This is a genomic window from Actinokineospora iranica (assembly GCF_900101685.1).
Classification (GTDB): Bacteria; Actinomycetota; Actinomycetes; order Mycobacteriales; family Pseudonocardiaceae; genus Actinokineospora; species Actinokineospora iranica.
In genome coordinates this window covers 167,971-192,855 of the sequence record NZ_FMZZ01000010.1, presented here as the reverse complement: position 1 = coordinate 192,855, position 24,885 = coordinate 167,971, and the positions used below count along the sequence as shown (strand labels likewise).

The 24,885-nt window shown below is 69.7% G+C and carries 25 protein-coding genes and 1 riboswitch; of the genes, 14 read left to right on the top strand and 11 right to left on the bottom strand.

Annotated elements, in window-relative coordinates:
- Positions 1-227 precede the first annotated feature (227 nt).
- The 3 genes from BLS56_RS20675 to BLS56_RS20665 all read left to right on the top strand — a co-directional run bounded on the left by BLS56_RS20675 (position 228) and on the right by BLS56_RS20665 (position 3,150).
- A protein-coding gene (locus BLS56_RS20675; RefSeq protein WP_228771803.1) for an IS3 family transposase occupies positions 228-1,435 on the top strand; the annotation gives its coding sequence in 2 pieces (ribosomal slippage) (positions 228-528 and positions 528-1,435; 1,209 coding nt in all).
- A 357-nt stretch (positions 1,436-1,792) separates the two neighbouring features.
- The gene (locus tag BLS56_RS20670; protein WP_139190862.1) at positions 1,793-2,434 is read left to right on the top strand and encodes a hypothetical protein; all 642 of its coding nucleotides are present in this window, start codon (positions 1,793-1,795) and stop codon (positions 2,432-2,434) included.
- Positions 2,431-3,150, top strand: coding sequence for a hypothetical protein (locus BLS56_RS20665; protein ID WP_091453490.1), 720 nt, complete (start codon positions 2,431-2,433; stop codon positions 3,148-3,150). The genes BLS56_RS20670 and BLS56_RS20665 overlap by 4 nt, the downstream gene beginning before the upstream one ends.
- Here BLS56_RS20665 and BLS56_RS20660 read toward each other — a convergent pair.
- Both BLS56_RS20660 and xrtP read right to left on the bottom strand, forming a co-directional pair.
- Positions 3,147-4,469, bottom strand: coding sequence for a glycosyltransferase (locus BLS56_RS20660; RefSeq protein WP_091453716.1), 1,323 nt, complete (start codon positions 4,467-4,469; stop codon positions 3,147-3,149). The two genes, BLS56_RS20665 and BLS56_RS20660, sit on opposite strands and share 4 nt — an antisense overlap.
- A 44-nt stretch (positions 4,470-4,513) precedes the next feature.
- Positions 4,514-4,984, bottom strand: coding sequence for an exosortase P (gene xrtP, locus BLS56_RS20655; RefSeq protein ID WP_324187530.1), 471 nt, complete (start codon positions 4,982-4,984; stop codon positions 4,514-4,516).
- Between the two features lie 391 nt (positions 4,985-5,375).
- On the opposite strand from xrtP, the gene BLS56_RS20650 reads away from it, so the two are divergent.
- The 3 genes from BLS56_RS20650 to wecB all read left to right on the top strand — a co-directional run bounded on the left by BLS56_RS20650 (position 5,376) and on the right by wecB (position 7,571).
- Positions 5,376-6,107, top strand: a complete 732-nt coding sequence (locus BLS56_RS20650; protein WP_091453488.1) for a choice-of-anchor P family protein — start codon at positions 5,376-5,378, stop codon at positions 6,105-6,107.
- Positions 6,108-6,123: 16 nt separating this feature from the next.
- Positions 6,124-6,279, top strand: coding sequence for an LPXTG cell wall anchor domain-containing protein (locus BLS56_RS20645; RefSeq protein WP_091453486.1), 156 nt, complete (start codon positions 6,124-6,126; stop codon positions 6,277-6,279).
- Positions 6,280-6,374: 95 nt separating this feature from the next.
- A complete protein-coding gene (gene wecB, locus BLS56_RS20640) occupies positions 6,375-7,571 on the top strand; it encodes a non-hydrolyzing UDP-N-acetylglucosamine 2-epimerase (RefSeq protein ID WP_091453482.1) in 1,197 nt (398 codons plus the stop codon).
- An 18-nt stretch (positions 7,572-7,589) separates the two neighbouring features.
- Here the strand turns inward: wecB and BLS56_RS20635 are convergent, their stop codons facing one another.
- Entirely contained in the window at positions 7,590-8,198 is a 609-nt protein-coding gene (locus tag BLS56_RS20635; RefSeq protein ID WP_091453479.1) for a hypothetical protein, read from the bottom strand.
- Complete coding sequence (locus tag BLS56_RS31630) at positions 8,195-8,557, bottom strand: hypothetical protein (protein WP_175482952.1); 363 nt, start codon at positions 8,555-8,557, stop codon at positions 8,195-8,197. Before BLS56_RS31630 ends, BLS56_RS20635 begins: the two co-directional genes overlap by 4 nt.
- 160 nt (positions 8,558-8,717) lie before the next feature.
- On the opposite strand from BLS56_RS31630, the gene BLS56_RS20630 reads away from it, so the two are divergent.
- Positions 8,718-9,995, top strand: a complete 1,278-nt coding sequence (locus BLS56_RS20630; protein ID WP_175482951.1) for a helix-turn-helix domain-containing protein — start codon at positions 8,718-8,720, stop codon at positions 9,993-9,995.
- Here the strand turns inward: BLS56_RS20630 and BLS56_RS20625 are convergent.
- Positions 9,979-10,698 carry a Type 1 glutamine amidotransferase-like domain-containing protein gene (locus BLS56_RS20625; RefSeq protein WP_091453474.1) on the bottom strand — a complete coding sequence of 240 codons (720 nt, stop codon included), beginning with the start codon at positions 10,696-10,698 and terminating at the stop codon, positions 9,979-9,981. The genes BLS56_RS20630 and BLS56_RS20625 overlap by 17 nt on opposite strands.
- Before the next feature lie 117 nt (positions 10,699-10,815).
- On the bottom strand, positions 10,816-11,412 hold the full coding sequence (locus BLS56_RS20620) for a hypothetical protein (RefSeq protein ID WP_091453471.1): 597 nt from the start codon (positions 11,410-11,412) through the stop codon (positions 10,816-10,818).
- A 287-nt stretch (positions 11,413-11,699) separates the two neighbouring features.
- Between BLS56_RS20620 and BLS56_RS20615 the strand changes: the two genes are divergently transcribed.
- Genes BLS56_RS20615 through BLS56_RS20605 form a run of 3 tightly spaced genes read left to right on the top strand, consistent with a single transcriptional unit; the run spans position 11,700 to position 13,274 of the window.
- Positions 11,700-11,918 (top strand): hypothetical protein, encoded by a 219-nt coding sequence (locus tag BLS56_RS20615; RefSeq protein ID WP_139190858.1) that lies wholly within the window; start codon positions 11,700-11,702, stop codon positions 11,916-11,918.
- Positions 11,919-11,924: 6 nt separating this feature from the next.
- Entirely contained in the window at positions 11,925-12,815 is an 891-nt protein-coding gene (locus BLS56_RS20610) for a hypothetical protein (protein WP_091453467.1), read from the top strand.
- Positions 12,816-12,845: 30 nt separating this feature from the next.
- Positions 12,846-13,274, top strand: coding sequence for a hypothetical protein (locus BLS56_RS20605; RefSeq protein ID WP_091453465.1), 429 nt, complete (start codon positions 12,846-12,848; stop codon positions 13,272-13,274).
- A 286-nt stretch (positions 13,275-13,560) separates the two neighbouring features.
- Here BLS56_RS20605 and BLS56_RS20600 read toward each other — a convergent pair whose 3' ends face one another.
- From BLS56_RS20600 to BLS56_RS20590, 3 genes are read right to left on the bottom strand one after another with little or no spacing between them, the layout of a single operon-like run.
- A complete protein-coding gene (locus tag BLS56_RS20600; protein ID WP_091453715.1) occupies positions 13,561-14,511 on the bottom strand; it encodes a FecCD family ABC transporter permease in 951 nt (316 codons plus the stop codon).
- Between the two features lie 20 nt (positions 14,512-14,531).
- The gene (locus tag BLS56_RS20595; protein ID WP_228771801.1) at positions 14,532-15,491 is read right to left on the bottom strand and encodes a FecCD family ABC transporter permease; all 960 of its coding nucleotides are present in this window, start codon (positions 15,489-15,491) and stop codon (positions 14,532-14,534) included.
- A gap of 26 nt (positions 15,492-15,517) precedes the next feature.
- Entirely contained in the window at positions 15,518-16,585 is a 1,068-nt protein-coding gene (locus BLS56_RS20590; protein WP_091453462.1) for an ABC transporter substrate-binding protein, read from the bottom strand.
- A gap of 26 nt (positions 16,586-16,611) precedes the next feature.
- Positions 16,612-16,744: riboswitch (cobalamin riboswitch) on the bottom strand.
- Between the two features lie 202 nt (positions 16,745-16,946).
- On the opposite strand from BLS56_RS20590, the gene BLS56_RS20585 reads away from it, so the two are divergent.
- Complete coding sequence (locus BLS56_RS20585) at positions 16,947-19,100, top strand: bifunctional serine/threonine-protein kinase/ABC transporter substrate-binding protein (protein ID WP_091453459.1); 2,154 nt, start codon at positions 16,947-16,949, stop codon at positions 19,098-19,100.
- A gap of 1 nt (position 19,101) precedes the next feature.
- On the opposite strand, the gene BLS56_RS20580 is transcribed toward BLS56_RS20585, so the two are convergent.
- Both BLS56_RS20580 and BLS56_RS20575 read right to left on the bottom strand, forming a co-directional pair.
- A complete protein-coding gene (locus BLS56_RS20580) occupies positions 19,102-19,992 on the bottom strand; it encodes a hypothetical protein (protein ID WP_091453457.1) in 891 nt (296 codons plus the stop codon).
- Entirely contained in the window at positions 19,982-21,037 is a 1,056-nt protein-coding gene (locus BLS56_RS20575; RefSeq protein ID WP_091453455.1) for an NBR1-Ig-like domain-containing protein, read from the bottom strand. The genes BLS56_RS20580 and BLS56_RS20575 overlap by 11 nt, the downstream gene beginning before the upstream one ends.
- A 26-nt stretch (positions 21,038-21,063) precedes the next feature.
- Here BLS56_RS20575 and BLS56_RS20570 point away from each other — a divergent pair, with 26 nt between their 5' ends.
- The 3 genes from BLS56_RS20570 (at position 21,064) to BLS56_RS20565 (ending at position 24,844) form a co-directional block, all read left to right on the top strand.
- Complete coding sequence (locus BLS56_RS20570) at positions 21,064-21,579, top strand: TIR domain-containing protein (RefSeq protein WP_139190856.1); 516 nt, start codon at positions 21,064-21,066, stop codon at positions 21,577-21,579.
- A 220-nt stretch (positions 21,580-21,799) separates the two neighbouring features.
- Positions 21,800-21,964 carry a hypothetical protein gene (locus tag BLS56_RS31625; RefSeq protein ID WP_175482950.1) on the top strand — a complete coding sequence of 55 codons (165 nt, stop codon included), beginning with the start codon at positions 21,800-21,802 and terminating at the stop codon, positions 21,962-21,964.
- Between the two features lie 480 nt (positions 21,965-22,444).
- Positions 22,445-24,844, top strand: a complete 2,400-nt coding sequence (locus BLS56_RS20565) for an ABC transporter substrate-binding protein (protein WP_091453450.1) — start codon at positions 22,445-22,447, stop codon at positions 24,842-24,844.
- Positions 24,845-24,885 lie beyond the last annotated feature (41 nt).

Sequence of the window (24,885 nt, the reverse complement as noted above, 5' to 3'; positions counted from 1 at the left end):
GCACCTGGCGAGCGCAGGTTCGACCTGGCAGGAGGGCGGGTCTGCTCCTTGCACCCCGCCTGGCACTGGCGGGACCGGGCCTGGCTGGCGGGTGGGCAGGTGTGCTGCTGCCCCGGCCCAGTGAGGGTGCGGGGCGGTGGCATCCTGAGCAAGTGGGCCAAGCGCCCGGACTGTCTGGACCACCCCGAGTCGGTTGGAGGCTCTGATACCTGGAAGGGTGAGGAGCTATGGCACCACCGAGGAAGTACTCGTCTGAGCTGCGGGAACGCGCGGTTCGGATGGTCTTTGAGTTGCGTGAGCAGGGCGAGCGGACGGGCATGATCGCTCGGGTTGCGGACCAGCTCGGGGTGCATCGGGAGGCGTTGCGGACGTGGGTCCGGCAGGCTGAGGTCGACGGCGGGAAACGGCCGGGGACATCGACGAGTGATGCCCAGCGCATCGCCGAGCTGGAACGGGAGAATCGCGAGCTGCGGCGGGCGAACGAGATCCTGAAAGCGGCGTCGGCGTATTTCGCCCGGGAACTCGACCCCAAACCGCCGCGCTAGTCGAGTTCATCGATACCCATCGTGCGCGGTTCGGTGTCGAGCCCGCCTGTGCCGTGTTGGGAGTGTCACCGTCCACGTATTGGGCGGCCAGGAAACGGGAGTCGAGTCCGTCGGCTCGTGCGGTCCGGGACGAATGGCTGAAAAAGGAGATCCTGAGAGTGTGGCGCGGGCCGGGACGTGGCCTGTACGGGGCGCGGAAGGTGTGGGGACAGTTGAACCGGGAGGGCGTCGGCGTGGCGCGGTGCACGGTCGAACGGCTGATGCGCGAGCTGGGCGTCAGCGGGGTGACCGCGTCCCGCAAGCGGCCCCGCACCACCCTGCCCGGACGCGATTGTCCCGGTGATCTGCTGGAACGAGACTTCACCGCGGAGGGGCCGAACGTGCGGTGGGTCGCCGACATCACCTATGTCGCCACCGCGGTCGGCTGGGTGTACACCGCGTTCGTCCAGGACTTGTTCTCCCGCCGCATCGTCGGCTGGCAGGTCGCCGACCACCTGGGCGCCGACCTCGCGCTCGACGCCCTCGACATGGCGATATGGGCGCGCGGCGGCAGCATCGACGGCCTTGTCCACCATTCCGACAGAGGCGTTCAATACACATCCATCCGCTACGCCGAACGACTTGACCAGATCGGCGCCGCGCGTTCTGTCGGCAGCAAGGGCGACTCCTACGACAATGCCGCAGCCGAGTCGCTCAACAGTCTCTATAAAAAGGAACTCATCGACTTCCACGGCGGCTGGAAGAATACAACGGACGTGACACTGGCCACGATGGAATGGGTTGCCTGGTACAACTCGGAAAGACTACATTCCTTCTGCGGGAACACTCCTCCGACCGAGTACGAGGAGACGTTCCACCAAGCGGCCGCCGACACCTGCTCAGCAGTCTGAGACCAACTGATCCGGCCTCCAACTTTGCCGGGGCGATCCAGTCCCCTGTCGAAGGCCCTGCTGAATGACCACGCTGACATGACCGCCGCGCGCGTTGAGCTGCGGTTGCACCTTGTTCCTGACCGGCTGGTTCCGCGTGAGCCTCGGCTGGGTGGGTGTGGTGTGCCGGTGCCCGCCGACCGGCTTGCTGCGTTGGGGCAGTCTGGGTCGGCGGTTATCGGGTTGGCTTCGGGTTACCGGCATGTGGCCGGGTTTGTCGCGTCGGTGTTCTCTGAGCTTCGGGGGGTGTTGGGGCTGCCGGGGACGCATGGGTGCGTGGTGGTCCCGGTCGTTCCGGGGGCTGTGCTGGAGTTGGCCATGGCCGATCTGGGGTCGGCGGTTCCGGTGGTGGCTCGGGAAAATCCGCACTGGCCTTACGCCGTCGGCGCGGGGGACCCGTGGCGGGTTGTGGACTTGACCCGCACCACCGCGCCGATGGCGCCGGGGGTGCTGGGTGGGGTCGATGTGGCGTTCTTCTGCGCGAGCTGGGTGTTCGGTCTCCCGGCGGGGTTGACCGTGGTGACGCTGTCGCCGCGCGCGGTCGCGGCGGCGCGGCCTACCGGGCTCGGGGCGCTGTTCACCCCGGCGCCTACCGTGACCGACCTGGTGTTGTTGGCGCACGCGGTTCGCGACGCGGCCGATCGGGAACCGGGGGCGTTGGAGCGTGCCGCGCGGGCCCGGCTGGCTCTGGTGCGCGACTGGGCCGTGGACAAGCCGTGGGTGGCCGAACCGCCGCTGCGGGTGGGTGGCGACCTCGTGGCGCGGGTGCGCGTCTCGGCGCCCGCGCGGGCCGTGGCGGAGATCGGCGAGTTCCTGGCCGCGCACCACCTCGCCTATGGCGTGACCGACCCGGCGGTGCCGGGCACGCTGCTGATCGGGTTGGGCGAGACCGTGCCGATCGACGATCTCGAACGGCTGCTCGGGCTGCTCGCCTTCCTCTTCGACGCGGTGGCGGGATGAGCACGCCCGCGTTGGTGATCCTCAAGCCCGACATTCTCTCCGGGCCATTCGCGGTGTGCGGCCGCGCCGCCGCGCGGGACACCGTGCGCGGTCTGCTGTCGGTCTACACCGCCGAAGACGCCGGGCCGTTCGAGGTGGCCGCCTCGGCGGGCGCGGTCGCGGTGGCGACGCGCGCCATCGACCGCAAGGCGCGGGCCGGAACGTGGTACGTCCGCGCGCTGCGCCGCCCGGAGGTGCACCTGCCCGCGCTGCGGGAGCTGGTCGACGGCCCAGCGCTGGCGGGCCCCGGGGTGATCGAGACCGCCGAGCTGGTGCGCCTGGTCGTCCGGGCGCTGGGCTTCCGCGAGCTGGTCAGCGAGCGGCGGCTGTGCACGCACCGCGACTACCTCGGCCTCTACGCCGACAACGCGCACTTCACCCGGCTCGCGGGCAGCCTGCGCGCGTACCTGGTGGGCCGCGAGATCGTGGTGTCGCACCACGAAGGCGACCAGGAGCTCTCCGCCCCGCACATCGTCAAGGAGGTGGTCCGCCGGGTCGTGCGGTACCCGGCGACCCCCTACGACGCGGTGGAGAACCTGCTGCACGTCGCCGATCCGGGGTCGCCGGACTGGCTGTTCTTCACCGCCGTTGTTCCCGCGCCGCAAGCCGTCAAACCGGTTTCCCAAACATTGAGAAACGCCGCTTCGCCCGATTTGTCCCCTGGCCCGCCCGGTTAGTGATCAATCGCGACCAGGCCCGCCCGATCGTTGTTCCGCCGGGTCTTGGTCCAGCCGTTGTGGCCGCGGATCAGCCGGATCAGCGCCCGCCACGAGGTGATGTAGAAGGTGTAGATGTAGAGGGCGTAGGCGAAACCGTAGCCGAGGCCGCGCAGAAAACTCGTCTCCGGTTCGCAGCGTTTGCGGTAGATCGGTCCCCAGATGACGAAGGGCAGCAGGCCGAACGAGCCGTAGACCGCGAACAGAATCCACGCGCCCTCGCTGAACCAGGCCCACACCTGCGCCGGGTCCCCAGCCGCGCGGATGCCCAGCAGGATGAACGGAATCGGGTAGATCAGCGTGCCGAGCAGCTGCAGCCACGGCTGCGCCAGGTAGTACATCATCTCGGCCGCGCCCAATGTGGACAGGTGCTTGGAGTCCCAGATCCGCCGCACGTACCGGATGCACTGCATCGTGCCCTGGCCCCAGCGGGTGCGCTGGGCGAGGAAGCGGCGCAGGCTGTAGAGGGCTTCCTGGTCGACGTGGGTGTCCACGGTGAAACCGGTCTTCCAGCCCACGGTGAGCAGGTGGACGCCGAGTTCGAAGTCCTCGAGCAGCGCGCCGCGCCAGGGGCCGTTGCCGTCCCCGGCGATCGAGTCCAATGCCGAGAGCCGGGTGAACTGCCCGTTGCCGCCCATGGAGATGGTGCCGGTGAGCCCGCGCGACATCTGGATCGCGGCGATGGCGGCGCGGAACTCCAAGTCCTGCAACCGGACCATCATCCGGCCGAACCCGCGCTTGACCGGACCGCCCCTGGTGGGCGACGTGCCCCGGTTGCTCATCCGCACGTCGACCTGGACCGCGCCGATGGCGGGGTTGCCGAAGAGGTGGTCGGCGGCGCAGACCGACAGGCAGTTGGCCCCGGGCCTGCCGTCGGCGTCGACGACGACCACCACGACGCGCTCGGGGTCGTGGTGGGAGCCGAGCCAGCCCTTGAGCGCGCTGTAGGCGGAGTTCAGGGCGTCGCCCTTGCCGGTGCGCGCTTCTGGCCGGTAGCGGCGCACCAGGTGCACGTGGCCGTCGGCCATCGGCCCGGTGCCGCGCAGACCGGTCACGACCGCCACGGTGGCGTCGTCGGAGTCGTCGTCCACGACCCAGATGTGCGCGTGCGGGAAGTTGCCGCGCAGGTAGCGGATCGTGTCGCCGATGACGGCCTCCTCGTCCCGGCACGGGACCAGGAAGTGCCACTCGAACTTGTCCGCGTCCCCGGCGGGAAGCGGGCGGTAGCGCAGGAACGGCACCACGATCAGGACGACGTAGGTGAGGAAGGTGACGCTCATGGTCAGCGCCATCGCCTGGGTCAGGCCCAGCAGCAGGCTCAGGTTCACCGCTGCGACCGCGGCTGACGTGTCGAAAGCCACACGAAAAGCACGAGGGCGAGCGCGCCGCCGATGATGCTGATCATCGAGCCGAGCAGGGTGTGGCCCCAGTAGTAGCCGCGGTCGGTGCCCAGCCAGTCCACGAGGCCGACCAGGCCGAGGATGCGCACCTGGTTGACCGCGATCACCGCGGCGCCCGCGACGGCGAGCCCGATGAGCACGCGGGTGGCGATGTGCGGGCGCAGCGCGACCATCACCGCGCCGACCAGGATCAGCGGCAGCAGCAGGAACGCCGAGGTGCACTCCGGGCTCATCTGCAGGCCGAAGGGCTGGTCCGTGCCGAGGCCAAAGTAGACGGACTGGCGCTCGGCGGCCAGGTAGACGCCCGAGGACGACGTGAGCCGGATGAACCCGGCGGCCAGCGCCATCTCCGCGGTGCGGAACGCCCGGTTGGCGATGATCAGCGCGGCGGCCACCGCGACCAAGGCGACAACCAGGAGCTTTGCGCCAATAGTGCTCCCCCTTACGGGTGAGGCTGGTAACGATCCAGCAAAGGCCACAGGTGTCTCCTCCGTGCTCTCACTTCGTGACGCCCTGCGTCATCGTTGATCAGATACCCGCCCCCGCACGGGTGGTCATCCTAAATTAGAGTGACATACGCCGCCAGAATGCACACGTTCCGTGTCTGTGGTTCAGTCTAGGCGGCAACATCAACACAATCGTGCTTGCCCCGCGTGTCCGTTATACCGCTGGCTCGTTGGGCTGGATGGCACGACTGTCAAAACCGATGCACGACCGACAGCGACCCCCGTTAGGGTGACTCGTCACCCCGACGGGCTAAGTCGCCAACCCATAATGGAGTTCTTAATGCAGATGAGACTGGTGCGCCGCGGCGGCTTGATCGGCGTCGCCGCCGCCGCAGCGCTGCTGGTGGGGGCCATGCCCGCGTCGGCCGCCCCCGGCGACGGCTCCGCCTACGTCGCCGACGTCGGCGTGACCCTGCTCGGCCAGCCCGCGGTCAAGGTCGGCCCGCTCTCGCCGAGCCACACCGACGGCCCGACCGACGCGCAGCTTGCCAGCATCGACGTGCCCGGCGTGGTCAGCGCGGGCCTGGTGACCAGCTCCGCGAAGCGTGACGACGCCACCGGCATCGTGCACTCCTCGGCGAACCTGACCGACGTCAAGGTGGCCCTGGCCGCGCTGGGCTCGGTCAAGGCGATCGACGTCGACTGCGAGGCCACCCAGGCGGGCACGACCGGCAAGACCTCGCTGGTCGGCGTGAAGCTCGCGGGCGTCAAGGTCGACGCGAACCCCGCGCCGAACACCGTGATCTCGCTTCCGCTGGTGACGATCGTCTTCAACGAGCAGATCAAGAACAACGACGGCAGCCTCACCGTCAACGGTGTGCACGTGAAGCTCAACGCCCTGCTGGGCAAGGGCGACGTCGTGCTGGGCAGCGCCACCTGCGGCCCGGCCGCCCCGCCGGTTCCGCTCGCCTCGGGCGCCGGTCTCTGGATCGGCCTCGGCCTGGTCGGCCTCGTCGCCGTCCCGGTCGGCGTCACCGTGCTGCGCAGGCGCCAGGCGTCGGCCGCGGTCTGAGTCGGAGGTCCGGACCGTGTACCGAGCTCCAACCGGAGGCGCTGTCGGCGGAGGCGCAGGCCTCGCCGCGACCGGCGCCGACGTGGGCTGGTGGATCGCGCTGGCGATCGCCCTGCTCATCACCGGGGCGCTGCTGATCCACGCGAACCGGCGTAGGAAGCAGACCCAGTAGGTCGACCGGCGGACTCCGGGCGGGCACGTCCCGCCCGGAGTCCGCTGTGTCCCGCCCCCGATATCCCAGCGCCGTCGACCGGAAGATTCCAGTACATGCGCAACGAAGTGCTTCTGTTAGTCGGGACCAGGCCGGAGGCCCTGAAGGTGGCGCCGGTGGCGCTGGCGCTGCGCGGCCACCCCCGGCTGCGGCCCGTGATCGTCCACAGTGGACAGCACGCGGGCATGGTCGAGCAGGCGCTCGCCCCGTTCGGCCTCACCCCGGACGAGACCCTGTCGGTGGACCGCCACGCTGGCGACGTGGCCGAACTCGTCGCCGGGCTGCTGCCCGCCTTCGACGCGGTGATCGCCCGGCGCGCGCCAGCCGCGGTCATGGTCCACGGCGACACCGCGACCACGCTGACCGGGGCGCTGGCCGCGTTCTGGCGCCGGGTGCCGGTGGCGCACCTGGAGGCGGGCCTGCGCACCGGGGACTTGGCGCACCCGTTCCCCGAGGAGGCCAACCGGCAGTTGGTCGCCCGGATCGCCGCGCTGCACCTGGCCCCCACCCCCGGCGCCGCTGCGGCGCTGCGCGCGGAGTCGGTGCCCGCCGAGTCGATCGTGGTCACCGGCAACACCGTCGTCGACGCCGTCCAGCACATCGCGGCGGCCGAGCTGCCCGCCATCGACCCCACCCTGGCCGAGGTCGAACGCGAGGTCGAGGCCACCGGCGGCAGGCTGGTCCTGGTCACCGTGCACCGCCGCGAGTCCTGGGGCACCCCCCTGGACGAAGTCCTGCACGCCGTGCGCACCATGGTCGAACGCCACCCGGACGTGCGGGTCGTGCTGCCCGCGCACCCGAACCCCGACGTCCGCGCCCAGGTCACCCGAGCCCTCGCAGGCCGTCCCCGGATCACCGTGACCGAGCCCCTGGACTACTCCGACCTCGTCCGCGCGCTCCGCCGCGCCGCCCTGGTCCTGACCGACTCCGGCGGCATCCAGGAGGAAGCCCCCAGCTTCGGCGTCCCCGTCCTGGTCGCCCGCGACACCACCGAACGCACGGAAGCGATCGACGCTGGCTGCGCCTGGCTGGTCGGCACCGACCCCACCCGCATCCTCGACGGCGCCGACCGAATCCTCACCACCAACCTCCGCGTCCCCGCCGACCAGAACCCCTTCGGCGACGGCCGCGCCGCCCACCGGGTCCGCGCCGCCCTCGACCGACTCCTCGGCACCGGGGACAGCCCGGAAGTCCCCCGCACCCCCGTGCTGCTGACAACATCGACGGAAGCGAGCGCTCAACTGTCCCATTAGGACGACCAGCTTCCGTGGTCAAAGGTTCAGGACGGTGCAGTCGCCGAGTTCGCGGACCAGCTTGGCGGCGAGAGTCCAGCGGATGGCGGGGTCGCCGAAAGCGACGGCGTGGTGGTCCACGGGCACCGGGCTGGGCCGTGCTGTCCGATACAGGATTCCGTCAACGCCGTAGAGGGTGAACGATCCAGCACGCAGCAGGATGTGTCCTTTTCGCAGCGCCGGACAGACCCGCACCGACAACCGCGCGCAGGGCAGGCAGATCGGTGGCTCGCTGACCAGCATCTCCGGTGACGAAGGCGCACCCGTATCGCGGAGCAGCCACAGGACACCGTGGCACGTGTTGTCGGCGGGGCTGCCGCAGATCTGGCAGAGCAGCCTGCGCATCGCCCGGCGCTGCCGCAACGGATGGATCTTGGCGAACAACGGCGTGCCCTGCCCAGGCCTGCCGGTCACCCGGTCCCACAAGACACCGTCACCGTCCCGGTCTCCGACGATCTCATCGGCGTACGCGATCCCAGCCCCACGCTCCACCACAAGCGGATGATCCACCCACTCCTCCCCACTCCACGTGGCGACATACGGGACGACAAGACCGGCCCGATCAGTGGCCGCGCCGAGACCGCTCATGCCACATCACCGGTCGCCGATAGCGCGCTCACCGGAAGAATCAGGTCTGGTGCTCCACATCGACCTGGAGCGGGAACCGCGATGAGCTCTCGGGCGACCTCGGCGAGGCTCTCGCCATGCGCCATCCAGACGATGCCGTCCTCGACCGACACCACCCGCAGCCCGAGCACCGGCCCCTGAGCGAAGGCGAAGACCACGTCTGTGTGCCCGGCCTCGCCACGGCTGACGGCGACGCCGAACACCACGTCGTCCTGGCTGAGCAGGTGGAACCGCCACCCATCCTGCCGAACGGCAAGCAGCTCACGCAGCTCGGGACAATGCGGCGCGGCATCGACTAGGGAAACAACGGTGTGTGACATCGGGTCGACTCCCAGCTCGGCGTCTAGGTCAGTGACACCCGGCTCGCGCTGCCGAGGAAGCAGTCCGGGCACTGGCGTGTCACCAGTAGCGTCGTGTGCTTCACTGAGTGCTGTCGACCGGTCACAGCAAGTTGTGAAGAACTGTCAAGGAGCACCGCCAGTGCCAGGGAACAAGGAACTCGGGGCTGTGCTGCGGGAGTTGCGCAAGTCACGCGGCTTGACACTCGGGGCCGTCGCCCGCCATGCGGGTTGCGCTGAGTCACTTGTGTCCTATGTGGAGTCCGGCAACCGACAACTCCACCCCTGGCTGGCAAGCAGGCTTGACGAGGTCTACCGCACCGGCGGTGCGGTCGCGGCGCTATTGCACAGCACAAGTCAGGCGACTAGCGGTGCCACACCACTTTCCAGCGACACAGTGATCGTGGAACAGCCAGCGGACGGTGTTTCAATGCCTCTTTCCCGACGAGAATTGCTCATCGCGCTTGGCGTCGGCATCACCGGCGGATTGTTGCGCGACCAGTTTGAACAAGCACTAGACGCGATCCCCTTGACAGATGACACGCTCCGACGATGTGAGGACTCCTACTCCGGATTCCAAACCGCCGCCCGAACACTGCCGCCCGGCCACCTCATCGACGGGATGATCGGCAATGTGGCCGTGCTCGACGGATTACGACACCGGGCAGGCGCCCGCGAGCGGCCACGCTATAGCCGTATGCAAGCCCGTTATGCCGAAACGCTAAGCTGGCTCAGCGAAGAAGCGGGCGATCCCGTGAACGCGATGTATTGGATTGATCGCGCCAGCCAATGGGGACAGGCAGCCGACTGGCACGGCATGAGCGCCTACGGATTTGTCCGCCGATCCATGATGGCGGTCAGTTTTTCCAGCGACGGGTCTCGCGCGATCGACAATGCCATGACAGTCATGAGCTTGACCGACGTGTCGCCCCGGATACGAGGTTTGGCCGCCAAACAAATGGCTTTCGGATATGCGCTCACCGGTGCCGCATCGGCCAGCGACCGTTCGCTCGATGACGCCATGCGCCTACTTTCCGAACCATTGCGTGAGGATGATGCCGTGCTCGGTCAGCGCAGCGTTGTTGACGACGACTTGTTCGCCATCTTTCGGGCCACCTGCGACATCTATCTCGGCCGAGGCGAACGGGTGGTGCCGGTGCTCGCGCCACGTGTGGCTTCCCTGTCAGCCTCGTCCGCACGAACGGCCACCATCACCCGAGCCAAACTGGCTCGCGCGTACGCCAACGCGGGCCAACCTGAAGAGGCCGCCCACTGGTCGCTGGCCGCCCTGGATGACATCGGGCGGGTTGGCTCGCTCTCCGCGCGCAGCGAGCTAAAACGCGCCCTACCCGTTCTCAACAACTGGCATGGCCGCGAGGACGTCCAGATGGTCATGCGCCGGATCAAGTCTCGCGACTGAGCAGCCGAACGTCCAATGTTTGCTCTTGAATTTCTCCGTCCGAGCTTCGGGTGACATGGTAGGCACTCGCATTCGGGCGGTCCGATAGTGCCGTGGCCAACGTCGTACCGGTGAAGTGCAAGCCCGCGCCCGCGTCGGTGGCGTAACCTTCGGGCAAGTCGCCACGCTTGATGCTCTCATGAAACAAAGCACGCCGATCGCCATAGTGAACAGCGTTCGAGAAAGGGAGAAGACCCAGCCCGGACGCGAACGGGCGGACCTCGCCGAACGAGTCAGTCGTGCCGCCGGTGAACCAGCACAGCGAGCCCGCTGATTCACCCGCCAAGACAATGCCCGACTCCCAGCATTCATGGAAGATCCGGTCGAGACGGTGAGCGCGCCAGACGGCCAGCAGGTTGACGACACTGCCCCGATCGACCCAGATGACGTCTTGATTCCGCAGGTGGTCGGCGACATCCGGCACGTTCGGCTTGTCAAACAAAGCAAGGTGGCTGGTGCGGACGTCAGCTTCAGCGAATGCCGCATAAAAGGCGTCGATACTGGCTTCTTTGTCGCCTGTTCCGGTCGAGATGAAGCACAAACGGGGTCTTTCGACCTCGGTCAGCTCAAAGGCGTACCGAAAGACCGGCGATGGTTGCCACGGGGACCGTGCGCGGTTGAAGCCCATGGCGGTCGCCAGAATGGTCGGCTGTTGAGCGGGCACCCCATTCACTCCTTGTCGGCAGGTCGACAACCAGCCTAACCCGTACCAGGGCGGTCCACCGCGAAACACGAACCCCGCTGTGCCGAGCCACAGCGGGGACAGGTGCGATGCCAGGGCTCAGGCGTTGGGGATTCGGTCGAAGGCCGTCTTGGCCAAAGCACGGGTGATCGCGCAGACGTCCTTTGCCCGGCCCGCCTCGGACCAGAACAGGGTGGTGACCAGCAGGGTTCCGCCCGGCTGCTCCTTGGGCACCCGCGCGACACGCACGCGGACGCTGCACTCGTGGAGGGCGGGGCCGTTTTCATCGCGTTCGGTGGCGTGGTTCCCGGCGATGTCGATGACCCGGTCCGAGGGCTCGGAGTCGTCCAAGGTGAGGGTCACGCCGACCGCGCCATTGAAAACCGTCGACTCCTGGAAGGACAGCCTGCAGTGCGAGGCGCTGCTCGACTTCTCGTCCGGCGACGTCGGGAAGCCGACCGCGGGCTGCACGTCGGCCGCGGTGAGCAGACCCTTGCACTCGGAGGGCTTGAGAACCTTCTTCGGGGTGGCGATGGGAATGTCACCGCCGCCCTGGCTCGCGGCGGTCGTGGTGGCGGGAGCCGTCGAGCCCCCGGGCGGGGTCGGGGTGGCGTTGCCGCAGGCTGAGCCGCCGGTGGCGGCGGCGAGAAGCAGACCGAGGAGCGCGACGTTGCGGCGGAGTCGGTTGTTGGTCATCGGTCGTCGGGGACCCGCGGGTGGTCCCCGTCCCCCTTTCATCCGGGTCCAACAGCAGCCGCACCCTACCGCAGCGGGCGCGGGCAGTGATCATCATCGGCCATTGACAGTCCTCAAGGGACCGCTAGTATGCCGCCGGTCGGGGCGATGACCTGACACGGTCGAGATGACAAGCACACAACCCTGGGGGGCCACACGTGCCTACGATCCATCCGCAGTCCATTTACAACTTCGGTGTCTGGTCAAGCGGAGTCGCGAACCAGTTCACCAGCCAGGTCCAGTCGCAGATGTCTCAGCAAGGCTGCAACAAAGAGGGCTTCGACGGCCTGCTCATTCCGCTGCAGGCGGCGATGGACCTCCTGCGCGGCATCACCGAGCAGGTGAACAAGGGGTTCAGCGGCAAGCTGGCCAGCATCGCCATGGGCCTGGAGGCGACCGCCAACCAGTACCAGGGCGTCGAGCAGCACAACACCACCCTGCTCAACCAAACCCCGGCAAGGGGCTGAGCCCCGATGACCACCGCGTACTCCCCCGCCTCCTACGGCGAGTGGCAGGACATCACCCCGATCCAGCCTGCCGAGATCACCTCCGAGAAGAAGAGCCTCGCCGACGAGGTGCAGGGCAAGCACCCGGCCCTGGACACCGTCGACTTCGTGTGGACGAACATCATCGGTCCGATGATCGGCAAGCCGGAAAGCCTCTACGACCTGTTGTTCAAGCCCATCGCGGGTGACTTCAACCGGATCAGGGCCAACGGCACCGCGTTTGAGGACGCGGGCAAGATGTACTGGGACATCGCCGGGAACCTCGGCAAGAACGCCGCCACCCTCACCACTGAGCACTGGACCGGTGACGCGGCGACCTCGTTCAACAACTTCGTCCAGGTCGTCGCCACCGGCGCCCTGTATATCGCGAAAACCTGCTGCGACTGGCTGAAAAAGGGTTTCGACAAACTCGCCGACGTCTCGATCCAGATCGCGAACACCTGCGCGAACCTCCTCAACACCGTCATCGAGAAACTGGTCAAACTCGCCGCGAAAGTCATTCCCGGGTTCGGCACCCTGTGGTCGATCGCCGAATGGGTGATCAGCGGTTTCGAGGACTTCCCCTACATCAGCGACGCTGAGGCCATCGTTGAGGGAATCCAGAGTATCATCACCCTCTTCGAGAACCTGGAATCGTTGGTGCAGTCCGCCAACGCCTACTGGGACGCCTTCAAATCGGTGACCGAAGCCGTCGGCCAGATCCCGGACATCAACAACACCCACGACGCGGTGGACACCGGCAAGCAGATCAGCCAGAGCATCAGCGACATGAAAGCGGCTCGCGAGGCGATCGACCAGAAGACCGGCGAGATCACCAAGCAGCTCAGCGACATGGACTCGAAAGCACCGCCCAAGTAGGCGTTCGACCGCACAGATAAGGAGTCACAGGTGGTCGACCCGTCTGCCTTTGAGAACTTCAAAACCACGGCCATGCTCCGCGCGGAACAACTCCTCGGCGACGCCGCCGAACGAGCCCAACAGGCGGCAGCCAAGGCCCAACGCGAACACGACGAGAAGAAGCGGGCAGAACAGCCCCCGTCAAAAGAAGAGATCGACAACCTCAAGGCTTACGCCACGGGCCCGAAAGCGGCCCCGGAATGGCGACGCGTCGTGGAGAAGATCGAAGCGGGCCAGTTGAGTTGGGAGGCCATCGCCTCCGGCAAGGTCGGCGACGACCCTGACTTCTCCGCTGCGGTCTCGGCGCAGAACCGCCTGGCGGCGGAACGGGCAGTGGCCGCTCAGCAGCAGAAGTCGCAACGGGACTGGGACGACGACGACTTTTCCAACAACTCTTTTATGGACAAGCGTCGGCCGTAAGGATCGTTGAGCTGGACTTCTGCGTCGGTTGGCCCGTGTTGGTTGACTCGATGGGATGGGCGCTGGTTCGGCTTGGCACTTCACCCAGCCCAGCACCAAAAGCAACGGGCCCAGGCCAACGGCCTGTTGGGGTGGTTCGCCTTGATTTGGGGGAAATGGGCCTAAACTCGTGGCGCGAGTGGGGTTCCTTCGCCCCGCCTTTTGGCCCGCGCAGGCCCATTTCGAGGGGCCCCAAATCAAGGCGAACCACCCAAACAGGCACCCACCTGGAGACCCCCACAACAGGTCAGGCCCGATTGGCCCGCACCAACAGATAAGCCAAAAACGGCCCACCACACACCGCCGTGAGCACCCCCACCGGCACCTCGACCGGTGCCAGCACAACCCGAGCGGCCAGATCCGCCACCGCCAGCAACGCACCCCCGCACGCCGCCGACGCCACCAACGCCTGCCCCCGCACAAGCCGCCCCGCTATCTGCGGAGCCGCCAAAGCCACAAACGCGATAGGTCCAGCCGCAGCGGTGGCGACCGCGGCCAAAGCCGCCCCGACCGCCACCAGACCGGCGCGCGCGAACTCCACCCGGGTGCCCAACGACCGGGCCAGGTCGTCACCCAACTCCAACGCGCGCAACGGATGCGCGAGTCGGAACACCAGTGGCGCCAGCACAGCCAGGGCGATCAGGACCGGCACGATATGCGGCCACGACCGGCCACTCAGGCTGCCCGACAGCCACATGGTGGCCGCCCGGCCCGTGTAGAGGTCAGCGGTCGTGAGCAGGTAAGCGGTGACCGACGACAGCACCGCCGTGACCCCGATACCCACCAGCACCAACCGATAACCAGTGACCCCCCGCCGATAGGCCAGCACATACACAGCCGCGGCGGCGGCCAACGCGCCAAGCAGAGCACCGACAGCCACCGTTGGCGGGTCAGCGGCGAACACGACGATCAGCAGCACGGCGACGGTCGCGGCTCCCGCGTCCACACCGACGATATCGGGACTCACCAACGGATTCCCCGCCAGCCGCTGGAAAATCGCGCCGGACAAACCGAAGCTCGCCCCCAGCGCGACCGCTCCCACCGCGCGGGGCAGCCGCAGGTTCAGGACCACGTGCGCGGTCCGGCGCGTGCTCCCACTCCCTCCAGTGAGCACGGAACCCACGTCGCTCAACGGAATGGGGTAATCGCCGAACACCAGCGACGCGACCAGGGCGGCGCCTGCCAGACCGAAAGCCATGGCGGTGACCGCGGCCGCCCTCACAGCCGGGCCAGCCGTCGCCCGCGGACCAAGGCGATGAACACCGGTGCCCCGATCACGGCGGTGACGATGCCGACCTGCAACTCCTGCGGCCGGGCGAGCAGCCTGCCCAGGATGTCCGCCGCCAGCAGCACGATCGGCGCCAGCACCGCCGACCACGGCAGAATCCAGCGGTAATCCGTTCCGCCGAAAGCGCGCGCCATGTGCGGCACAGTCAGGCCGACGAACGCGATCGGGCCCGCCAAAGCCACAGCGCTGCCCGCCAGCAGCACGGCCGCGGCCACCGCGACGAGTTTGCCCGCGATGATCCGCTGGCCCAGTGAGCGGGCGACGTCCTCACCGAGCGCCAAACCGTTCAGTGTCCGGGTCGAGCCGATGGCGAGGGCCGCGCCCGCCGCCACGAACAGGGCGGCGACGCCGATCGAGGACATCTCCGCCGAGGTCAGCGCGCCGACCGACCAGAACCGGTACACGGTGAACGTCGAGACGTCGAGCAAGGTGACCGCGGTCGTCAGGCCCGCCAGCGTCGCGGTGAGCGCGGCGCCCGCCAAGGCGAGCTTGACCGGAGTCGGGCCGCCGTGGCCCGCGGCCGCGAGGAAGTAGACCAGGGCTCCGGCCACGGCCGCGCCGAGGAACGCGAACCAGATGTATCCGCCCAGGGTGGTCAAGCCCAGGCCCGCGATGGCGGCCACGACCGCGAGCGCGGCGCCCGCGTTGACCGCCAGCACCTCCGGGCCCGCGAGCGGGTTGCGGGTCAGGCCCTGCATCAGCGCCCCGGCGAGGCCCAGCGCGGCACCAGCGAGCAGGCCGACGAGGGTGCGCGGCACCCGCAGGAACGCCACGATCCGCTGGGCGTCCGAGCCGTCCGGCCGCCGCCAGGTGGCCAGCACGTCGCCGAGGGCGATGGTTTCGTTGCCGATCAGCACCGAGGCCAGGCAGGTCGCGGCCAGCACGACCACCGCGCAGGCGAACGCCGCCTGCCGCCTCAGAACCGCTCCGGGTGCAGCATTCGGGCGATGGCGGCCACCGCGTCGGCGTTGCGGACGCCGGGGCTGATCTCGGCGAAGGTGATCGCGTGGACGCGGTTGTCGCGCACGGCGGGCACATTGGCCACCGCCGGGTCCTTCCGCAGTTCCTCGATGACCTTGTTCGCGCCTTCCGGGCCGACGTCGGCGCCGCAGCAGGCGGGCACGAGGATCACCTGCGGGGCGCGCTTGATCAGCTCTTCGACGCCGATACGGGTCATCCTGCCGTTGATGTCGTCGAAGACCTGGTCGCCGCCAGCGGCCTCGATGATCGAGGTGGCCACGTCGCCCGCGCCGAAGACGCGGATGTCGCCGTTGCCCGGCCGGTTGATCATGGCGACGCGCGGGCGTTCGGCGACCCCGCCGAGCGCGTTCGCCGCCTCGGCAACGGTGGCGCGCATCCGGGCCACCAGCGCCGTCGCCTCGTCCGGCTTGCCGAGGATTCGCCCGAGGTCGGTGATGTCCCGGTAGACGCTTTCGAGCGTGGTGTCGTTGGCGGCCAAGGAAGTCTGCCCCTGCCCGTCCGCCGTTGGGCAGTACTGGCTGAACAGGTAGGAGCCGATGCCCAGGTCAGTCAACTCGGCCCGGGTGCCCAGGCCCTCGGTCGTGAACGTCCCGGTGAAGCCGGACAGGACGAAGTCCGGGTCGAGCCGGAGGAACTCCTCCCGGCTGGGCGTGTCGGTCGGGTAGTAGGCGGGTTCGCGCTCGTCCGGGCGGAACCGGCCCGCGAACTCGGGCAGAATCGGGTTGTCCAGGTAGCTCGCGCCGACCAGCCGGTCGTCCGCGCCGAGCGCGTAGACCATCTCGATCGCGTTGTGGAACGTGGCCACGATCCGCGCGGGCGGCGTGGCGGGCACCTCGATCCCGCAGTTGCGCACGGTCTCGCCGACCGGATTGTCCTGAGCCGCGGGCGAACCGCAGGCCGACAGTGTCAAAAGGACAGTCGCGGCGGCGGCGCGGAGCCTGCGCCAGGAACGAACGGGTGGGCGGGCGCTTTCGACAGCGCGATACGTGCGGACAGGCGCCATGGCGTGTCAGCTCCATCCTCGTGGACCTCACGAAAAAACCCGAGGGCGGTAACCTGACTCCCGAACCGGCCGCCCACGCGGGCGACACGTTCCGGTCACAGTGGCGGGACCGCGCCGGACTCGCACCGGCTTCCCCGCACCACGGGCCTCAATGTCGCAGTGACCCTAGCCGCCCCGCCGCCGCGGCACACTGTGACCTACGACATGACGCGACCCGGGACATGGCGCGACCCGGGGCATGACGCCCGGCAGTCCTGAGTGGATGCTCAGCCGCCGGATCGCGAGTGCCCACCGCCGACCGAGCCCGTGACCCGATAGAGTGGGTCCGCGGTCGGGGCCGGGACTTCAGGGCAAGGAACACATGACTGCTGCGACCTTCGGCACCTACCGGCTCGACGGCGAGCTCGGTCGCGGCGGCATGGGCATCGTCTACCGGGCGTTCGACACCGAACTGGAACGGCATGTCGCGCTCAAGGTGCTGCCCGCCGCGCTGTCGGCCGACCCGGACTTCCGCGAGCGCTTCCGCCGCGAGGCGCGCGCCGCGGCCCGGCTGACCGCTCCGCAGGTGGTGCCGATCCACCGGTTCGGCGAGGTCGACGGGCAGCTCTTCCTCGACATGCGGCTCATCGAGGGCATGGACCTGGCCGCGCTGCTGCGGGCGAACGGCCCGCTGGAACCCCGGCGCGCGGTCGCGGTCATCACCGCGGTGGCCGCCGCGCTGGACGCGGCCAAGGCCCAGGGGCTGCTGCACCGCGACGTCAAGCCCGCCAACATCCTGGTCGCGCCCGCGACCGCCGACGCGCCCGAGTCCGCCTACCTCGGCGACTTCGGCATCGCCCGGTCCATCGACCCGTCCGACCGGTCGAGGCTGACCACGACCGGGAACACCGTCGGCACGCTCGCCTACATGGCGCCCGAGCGGTTCACCTCCGGGCAGGTCGACCACGGCGTGGACGTGTACTCGCTGGCCTGCGTGCTGCACGAATGCCTCACCGGCGGCAAGCCGTTCCCCGGCGAGGGCGCGCTGGCCATGATGCACGCGCACTGCTACCTCGACCCGCCGGTGCTCGGCGGCCCGCTCGCCGCGCTCGGGCAGGTGATCACGCGGGGAATGGCGAAGAACCCCGCCGACCGCCCGGCGTCGGCAGGCGAGTTCGCCGCCGCTGCCCAACGAGCGCTGACGGCGGAGCCTGCCGACCCCCCGACGACGCGGACGCCCCCGACCCGGTCGCCGCTGACGCACGTCATGACGCGACCCGCGGGCCGGTCGCCGCTGGTGTGGATCGTGCCGCTGGCCTCGGTCGTGGTCGCGGCGATCCTGGTGGTCGCGCTGGTCGTCGTGCCGAATCTGGCGGTCCCCGGCACCGCGACCCCCAAGCCCGGCGGCGACCAGGCCGGGCAGGCGACATCCTGCTCCCAGGACAAGGGGACGCTCACCGTCGGCGTCATCGCGCCGCTCACCGGTCCGATCTCCAGCTACGGGCGGGGGATCAGGAACTCGGCCCAGCTGGCGGTCGACCAGGCCAACGAGCGGTGCGCCGTCCAGGGTTACAAACTCGTCCTCGACGCCCGCGACGACGAAGCCAGGCCGGAGATCGGCGCACAGGCCGCGACGGCGCTGGCCGGGGACGCGACCGTGGTCGGCGTGGTCGGCACCCTGAACTCGTCGGTCGCCCAGGAGACCGCGCCGGTGCTGGCCGCGAAGACGATCGCCCAGATCTCGCCCGCCAACACCTACCCGGAGCTGACCCGGGGTCCCGAAAACAGCCCGGACCGCCTGCACGACAACTACTTCCGCGTCTGCGCGACCGACGACTCGCAGGGCCCGTTCGCCGCCGACCACCTGGCAGGCGAGGGCAAGACCCGGGTCGCGGTCGTCACCGACGGCAAGGCCTACGGCGAACGCCTCGGCGCCGAGTTCGAGCGCCGCGCCGCGGCCAACGGCATGACCGTCGTCGCCCGGGAGATCGTGCGCGACAACGACTTCGGCGGCGCGCTCCCGCGGATCAAGGCCGCCGCGCCGGAGGCGGTCTACTTCGGCGGCGAGTACCCGCAGGGCGGCCCGCTGGCCAAGCAGGCCGCCGACGCGGGGCTGGCCGTCCCCGTCGTCGGCGGCGACGGGATCTTCGCCAAGGAATACCTCAGCTTGGGCGGCCGCGACGGCGACCTGGCCACCGCGGTGGGCGCGCCCGCGGCCGAAATCGAGACCGCGGCGGATTTCGTCGCGGCGTACGAGGCGCGCGGCTTCGGCGAATCGTTCTCGGCCTACGGCCCGATGGCCTACGACGCCGCCAACGTGATCATCTCCAGCGTCGCGGCCACGGTCGGCGACGGCGACTGGGACCCCGGCCTGCGCCCCCACCTGCTCACCGCGATCGGCGCGCACACCGGCGCGGGCGCCACCGGCCCACTCGGCTTCGACGAGCACGGCGACACGACCAACCCCACGCTCACCGTGTACGAGGTGCGCGGCGGCCAGTGGCACACGGCGCGCGTCGGCACGGCGAACCGCTGAGTCACGGCGCGTCGGCGGCGGGAAAACCGGGCGGCAGGTCGAAACTGCGGTCCAGCTCGCCGGTGCGGGTGTCGACCTGGAACACGATCCGGCCGGGCAGGCAGGACGACAGGTCGGCGAACACCATCACGTAGGTCACCTCGGCCATGTTGGTGAACCACTGGGCGCGGCCGGGGACGGGGACGTCGCAGTGCCCGCCGGGGTCGGTGTCGGGCAGCGGCAGCACGGTGGGGGTCAGCGGCAGGCTGGAGGTGTTCGGGGCGCCGAGCCGGAGCAGCACGCGGTCGCGCCAGGGCACGGTTCCGGTGTTGACCAGCCGGGCGGTGAGCACGAACAGCTCGCCGTGCTCGACGCGGACGGACACCGTGGACGCGGCTCGGTCGATCGCGGCGGCGTCGCCGGGGACCGGGGCGAAGCGGGCGCTGGAGTTCCCCAGGGCCAGGCGGGCCTGAAGCTGCTGGAGCATGGTCTCCTGCTGGCCGCCGTACCGGTCGAACAGCTGCTGGTAGTGGGCGGCGTGCCGCACGCCGATGTGCCGGGCGACCAGGAGCAGCGGCGCGTGCCACCACTTGTTCCCGGCGAGCCGGGAGACCACCCGGGTCCACTGCCGCCGCCGCAGCTCGGGAGTGGACGGCGGCACCGGGTCGATCCGGGCGACCGGGCCGCGCAGCACGGCGACCCGCTCCAGCGGCGCGCCCGCCGCCGTCAGCGCCTCGGCGATCTCCTCCCACAGCGTGACCGGGAGCTGGGTTTCGCCCTTCTCCAGCCTGCTCAGCCGCTGCCTGCTCACCCTGTTCGCGGGCAGCCCGTGCTCGACCAGGCGGTCCAGGAACGCGGCCAGGGACAGCTCGCCGCGCAGGGCGCGCAGCGCGGCGACCCGCTCATCCGACATGGTCCGGCCACTCCCGGTAGGGGTCGATGATGTCCGCTGGCGGCACGACCAGGGTCGTGACCAGGCCGAGCAGGGTCGTGGGGAAGCAGTAGGTGCCGTCGGGCCAGCCCATCTTCACGCACACCCGGTAAGTCCCCGGGGTTGTGGGCGCGCGCAGGACGTAGCCGATCTCGGCGGTGTCCGCGCCCGGCTCGGTGTCGGGGACCGGCACCAGGGGCGGGCTGGCTATCCCGGTGGCGGTGTCGCCCACGCGGTAGAGCAGGCGGTCGCGCCACGGGACCGTCCCGGCGTTGCGCAGGACGAAGTGGGTGGTCACCAGGCTGCCGGGCGCGACCAGCATCCCCTCCGGCTCCTCCGCCTCGCCCGCGTTGAGCGAGGCGTCCTTGGCGAACGGCAGCCAGGACGCGCCCCCGGGCTGCCGGTCCCGCAGCGCCGCCAGCTCCCCGGCCTGCGCGCGCAGCAGGTCCCGGGCCTGCTCGTCCAGTTCGCCGAGGTCACGAACCAGGAACTCGTACTCGCCGCCCGGCGGCACGTGGCCGGGCAGGTCGCGCAGCCTGCGCGGGAGGTCGCGGAGCTGGTCGGCCTGCAACGCGACGCTCCAGGTGTGCATGTCCACGAGGAACCCGTCCGCGCCGAAAGCGACGTCGTAGGCGCGCACGAGCCACGCCGGGACCCGGCTGGCGTTGAGCCGGTTCTTCTCGACCTCGCTGCGCCGCGCCCACGCGGGGAGGGTGCCCAGGTCGAAGCGGCCGTGGTCGCCGCGCTCGACGCGGCGGACGTAGTCCCCGGTGACCCGGTGCGGCGTCGACGGGACCCGCCCGCCGGGGGTCGGCGCGTCGCGGACGTCGGCGTAGAGGTCGTCGATGGTCTCGTTGAGGATCGCGACCGTCTCGCCCAGGTTGATCCCGACCGCCATGCGCAGCTGGCGCATCGCCACGGACAGCTCGCGGTTGGCCAGGACGTGGACCGGCGCGGGCGCGGGCGGCCTGCCGCGCAGCACGGCGCGGGCGGCCCGGCCGGCGGCGGTGGTTAGGTTAGTGCGCATTATTGGTCCTGTTCCACTCTGGGGCCATGACCGAGAAGCCTTCCACTTCCTTCTTCATCAACTACCGCTCCTCAGACGAGCTGCTGGCCGCAGCGCTGCTGGACACCGCATTGTGCCTGGGTTTCGGACCCGAGCGGGTGTTCCTCGACGGCCGGTCCATGGCCGTGGGCACCCGCTTCGACAAAGCTCTACTGACCGCGGCGCGCAACTGTGACGTCCTGCTGGTCGTGATCGGCGAGCGGTGGCTCATGGCGCTGGACGAGCACGGGCGCAGGCTCATCGACCGGCGCGGCGACTGGGTCCGCCGGGAGATCGCCGAGGCGGGCCGCGCGGGCGCGCACGTGGTGCCCGTGCTCGTCGACGGCGCGCCCCGGCTGGCCGAGGCCGCGCTGCCGCCCAGCATCCGCTGGCTGGCACGCACCCAGTACGCCCGGCTGCGCCACGACCACTGCAGGCAGGACCTCGCGCACCTGATCACCCGGCTGCGCGCGCTCGCCCCGCGGCTCGCCGAGCGCACCGACGACGATTCGAGCGCGGCGTGAGCCGCGCGCGCCGAGACCCAAATGGACTGTCGGGGCGCTCCGCTATTGTCGCTGGCACCACCGGCCCGGGGCGGGCCGAAGCCGAACACGGGGGTTTGGCGAATGGACTTCACCGTCGACATCGGCGGGCTGCGCCAGCCCGGTTCCCTGCCGGAGATGGGCTTCGCCGACTACCCGGGGGCCAAGATCGGCGAACTCGCACCTGGTCCGCCAGGCGCAGGTGATCTTCGCCTGCCCGGACCGCGCGCACATCGCGCTGTTCACGGTGGCCAGCGAACAGCTCGCCGACTGGGCCGAGTACGTCGCCATCCTCGACGGCATCGCCCGCAGCGTGTCCTTCCGCAACCCCGGCGAGCGCTCCATCGCCGACCGGCTCGCGGAGTAGCGCGGTGGGTGCTGTCATCGGCAGTTCGCTGCTCGCGCTGGTCGCGCTGTGGGTGCTCGCCGGTCGGGTGCGGGCCCGGTTCCAGAACCTGGAGCAGGGCTCACCGCCGTCGCCACCATGGTCTGGCCGACCGCAGGCTCCCGCCGCGCCCGCCAGGACCGGCACCGCGCCGAGCTCACCGCTCTCCTGGCCCGGTCCGAGGGCACGCGCCTGGAGTTGGACTGGCTGCGCTACGGGGAATCCCCAAACCCGACCTGCTGGCCTTGGCCGAGAAGCACCACTGGCGCCCGCACGCCGAGGACATCGGCCCGGACGCGTGGCGGCTGCGCTTCACCCGCGCCGATTCCCCACCCTGACACCGGACGAAAACCGACACATCACCACGAACGGTGTCACGTTCGCCGCCTGAACCGGGATAGGTCGTAACAACCCGTTTGCCGTCGGGACTTCCGGCAGCGGCAAGCGCCCCCGGAGGTGGCGATGATCAAGCCGATCAGCGGTGTGCAGTCGGTTCTCCCCTTGATCGACCACATCGCCGAGACCCGACCGTATCTGCCGCCGCTGGTCATCGGCGTGCTCTCGGCGGACCCCGACGAGGCCCGCGCGTTCGTCGCGGGCTACCGCGACCGGTTGTTCGATATCGGCAATCGGGCCTTGGTACCCAGCGCGCACGCCGGAAAAGTGACCGCGGGCATCGCCAAGACCACGACGTCGCCGGACGTCGGTTTCCTGGACGAGATCGCCAAGCAACTGCGGTCGAGCGTGCCCGCGGGCGCGGGCAGGCGCTGGCGGACCAAGCAGTTCCGCCTCTGCCTGGACGTGATCCAGGCCGCGGGCATCATCGACACGACGACGGCGGAGGGCACCCGCCAGCAACTGCTGGCCTGGCTCTATTCCCGGTGGGAGAAGCGGAACAGGCTGCTCTCCTGGGTCAGGACTATGAGCACCGAGGACCTTCCGATCCAATTTCTCGGCACGGTCCTGGTTGCCCTGTTGAGCGGGCCGAGCCGCTGGTGGTTCGGCAGACGACTCAACAGCCGCAAACTCCGCTGGTTCGGCGAGCACCTGACCAACGCCACGGGACTGCACGGGGACTTCCTCGACCAGGCCGTGTATCTGTTGCCCGACAGCGGGTTGGAGGACGTCACGGCGCTGCGCAGGCGCGTGCTGTTCGACGCGCTGCTGCACGACATCGCGCTGTTCACCCGGCGGCGGCGGTTCCTGCCGCACCGCAGGCGGCGGCGGTGGACACCGGTGCTGCTGCTTGACGCCACCGACTCCCCCGACGCCAAGCCCGCCGCCGACCTGGTCGACATGTACGTCGAGCTGACCAGGACCGCGTCGACCATGCCGCTGCTGGTCGTGGCCGCGCTGAGTGACAACGCGACCCCGACCACGGCGACCGCGCCCGTCCTCGACATCGACAAGGCCGCGCCCGCCTTGCGTGCCCTGGTGAACAAGACGGAGGCGGACCCGCCGCGCCGATTAGCGCTGCGACTGCCGCCGGACCCGCCGGTGGACCCGATCGCCGAGACCTACTTGCGCACGCACCGCCGGGTGACGCCGAGGATTCCCGGACGCCTGTCGGCCTGGGCGCCGCTCGCCCTCACCGTGCTGCTGATCACGGCAGGCGGTGGGTTCGGCACCTACCGGCACCTCGTCAGCGGCTGCGCCGGCACGCGCGTGGACGCGCTGGGACAGCGGGTGGGCATCATCGAGAAGGATTGCAGCTTCGACCAGCCGCCGTCCGCGCCCGGTGTGCCGAACCTGTCCGACCTGGAACAGGCGGTGTTCGCCAACAACGCCGCCGTGGACCTGCTGCGGGACGAGAACAACCAGAAGCGCTACCACCGGGAGATCGTGTTCTTCGCGCCGCTGACCCGCCCGAACACCGCCGAGCGCACCGCGCCGCCGAACTCGATCTGGCAGTTGCGCGGCGCCGTCGAGGCCCAGCGCGAGCACAACGACGACGCGGCAGGCGACGTCAACCGGGTGCCGATCAAGCTCGTCCTGGCCAACAGCGGCGACCGGTTCGCCGACGGCGACTGGGTGGCCGCCAAGATCGCCGAACGGCCGCGGTCGGACAACGGCGGCCTGGCCGCGGTCATCGGCATCTCGCAGAGCAGGCCGATCGTCAGCAAGGCCATCCGGGACCACCTCAAGGACATTCCGGTGATCGGCAGCAGCATGTACGGCAGCCGGATGGCCGAGAACGACAACATGTTCCTCTCCGCCCCGCTCAACGCCGCGTTCGCGGACCGCATGACGGCCTGGCTCGCCGAGCGCGGGTACGGCTCGCGGGCCGCGGTCGTCTACGACCCCGGCGACGACTACTTCAGCCGGGAGTTGCGCGACCTGCTGCGCGCCAGGGGCGTCGGCTCGCCGGAGACCGACATCGAGATCGAGGAGGGCGACAGCGCCGACATCGCCGACCGCGACATCGCGGCGATGTGCGCGAACGCCGACAACCGCATCCCGGTGCTCACCAACCGCGCCGACCAGGTGCTGAAGTTCCTCGACCGCGCCAAGAACATCGATAGCTGCGTCCGCCGCCCGACTCCGCTGCCGATCCTGTCCGGCCCCGGCCTGATCGTCGAAGCGGCGACCGACACGCTCGCCGAGCGCTACCCGTGGGCGCGCCTGACCATGACCAGCCTCGCGCCCAGCGCGGTGGAAAGCGAGGAGTCCACCGGCCGCGACGCGTTCCGGATCGCCGCAGCGGCGATCAAGGAGGCGCAGATCTCGGCCAAGGGGGTGTGGAAACCGGCCTTGGCGCAGAGCATGTTGCACAAGACCGAGGTCTTCGAGACGCTCGGGCTGCCCAGGCTCAACGACGCCAGCCAGCCGAACCGAATCTGGCTGGTCGACCTCACGCCATGAGGATGCACTTCGCCACCAGGGATTACCCCGGCCAGGACTCT

Coding starts and splice junctions, on each gene's coding strand:
- BLS56_RS20670 (WP_139190862.1), top strand. CDS start 1,793: ATGGCCGATCTGGGGTCGGCGGTTCCGGTGGTGGCTCGGGAAAATCCG.
- BLS56_RS20665 (WP_091453490.1), top strand. CDS start 2,431: ATGAGCACGCCCGCGTTGGTGATCCTCAAGCCCGACATTCTCTCCGGG.
- BLS56_RS20660 (WP_091453716.1), bottom strand. CDS start 4,469: ATGAGCGTCACCTTCCTCACCTACGTCGTCCTGATCGTGGTGCCGTTC.
- BLS56_RS20650 (WP_091453488.1), top strand. CDS start 5,376: ATGCAGATGAGACTGGTGCGCCGCGGCGGCTTGATCGGCGTCGCCGCC.
- wecB (WP_091453482.1), top strand. CDS start 6,375: ATGCGCAACGAAGTGCTTCTGTTAGTCGGGACCAGGCCGGAGGCCCTG.
- BLS56_RS20635 (WP_091453479.1), bottom strand. CDS start 8,198: ATGAGCGGTCTCGGCGCGGCCACTGATCGGGCCGGTCTTGTCGTCCCG.
- BLS56_RS31630 (WP_175482952.1), bottom strand. CDS start 8,557: ATGTCACACACCGTTGTTTCCCTAGTCGATGCCGCGCCGCATTGTCCC.
- BLS56_RS20620 (WP_091453471.1), bottom strand. CDS start 11,412: ATGACCAACAACCGACTCCGCCGCAACGTCGCGCTCCTCGGTCTGCTT.
- BLS56_RS20615 (WP_139190858.1), top strand. CDS start 11,700: ATGTCTCAGCAAGGCTGCAACAAAGAGGGCTTCGACGGCCTGCTCATT.
- BLS56_RS20610 (WP_091453467.1), top strand. CDS start 11,925: ATGACCACCGCGTACTCCCCCGCCTCCTACGGCGAGTGGCAGGACATC.
- BLS56_RS20600 (WP_091453715.1), bottom strand. CDS start 14,511: ATGGCTTTCGGTCTGGCAGGCGCCGCCCTGGTCGCGTCGCTGGTGTTC.
- BLS56_RS20590 (WP_091453462.1), bottom strand. CDS start 16,585: ATGGCGCCTGTCCGCACGTATCGCGCTGTCGAAAGCGCCCGCCCACCC.
- BLS56_RS20585 (WP_091453459.1), top strand. CDS start 16,947: ATGACTGCTGCGACCTTCGGCACCTACCGGCTCGACGGCGAGCTCGGT.
- BLS56_RS20580 (WP_091453457.1), bottom strand. CDS start 19,992: ATGTCGGATGAGCGGGTCGCCGCGCTGCGCGCCCTGCGCGGCGAGCTG.
- BLS56_RS20575 (WP_091453455.1), bottom strand. CDS start 21,037: ATGCGCACTAACCTAACCACCGCCGCCGGCCGGGCCGCCCGCGCCGTG.
- BLS56_RS20570 (WP_139190856.1), top strand. CDS start 21,064: ATGACCGAGAAGCCTTCCACTTCCTTCTTCATCAACTACCGCTCCTCA.
- BLS56_RS20565 (WP_091453450.1), top strand. CDS start 22,445: ATGATCAAGCCGATCAGCGGTGTGCAGTCGGTTCTCCCCTTGATCGAC.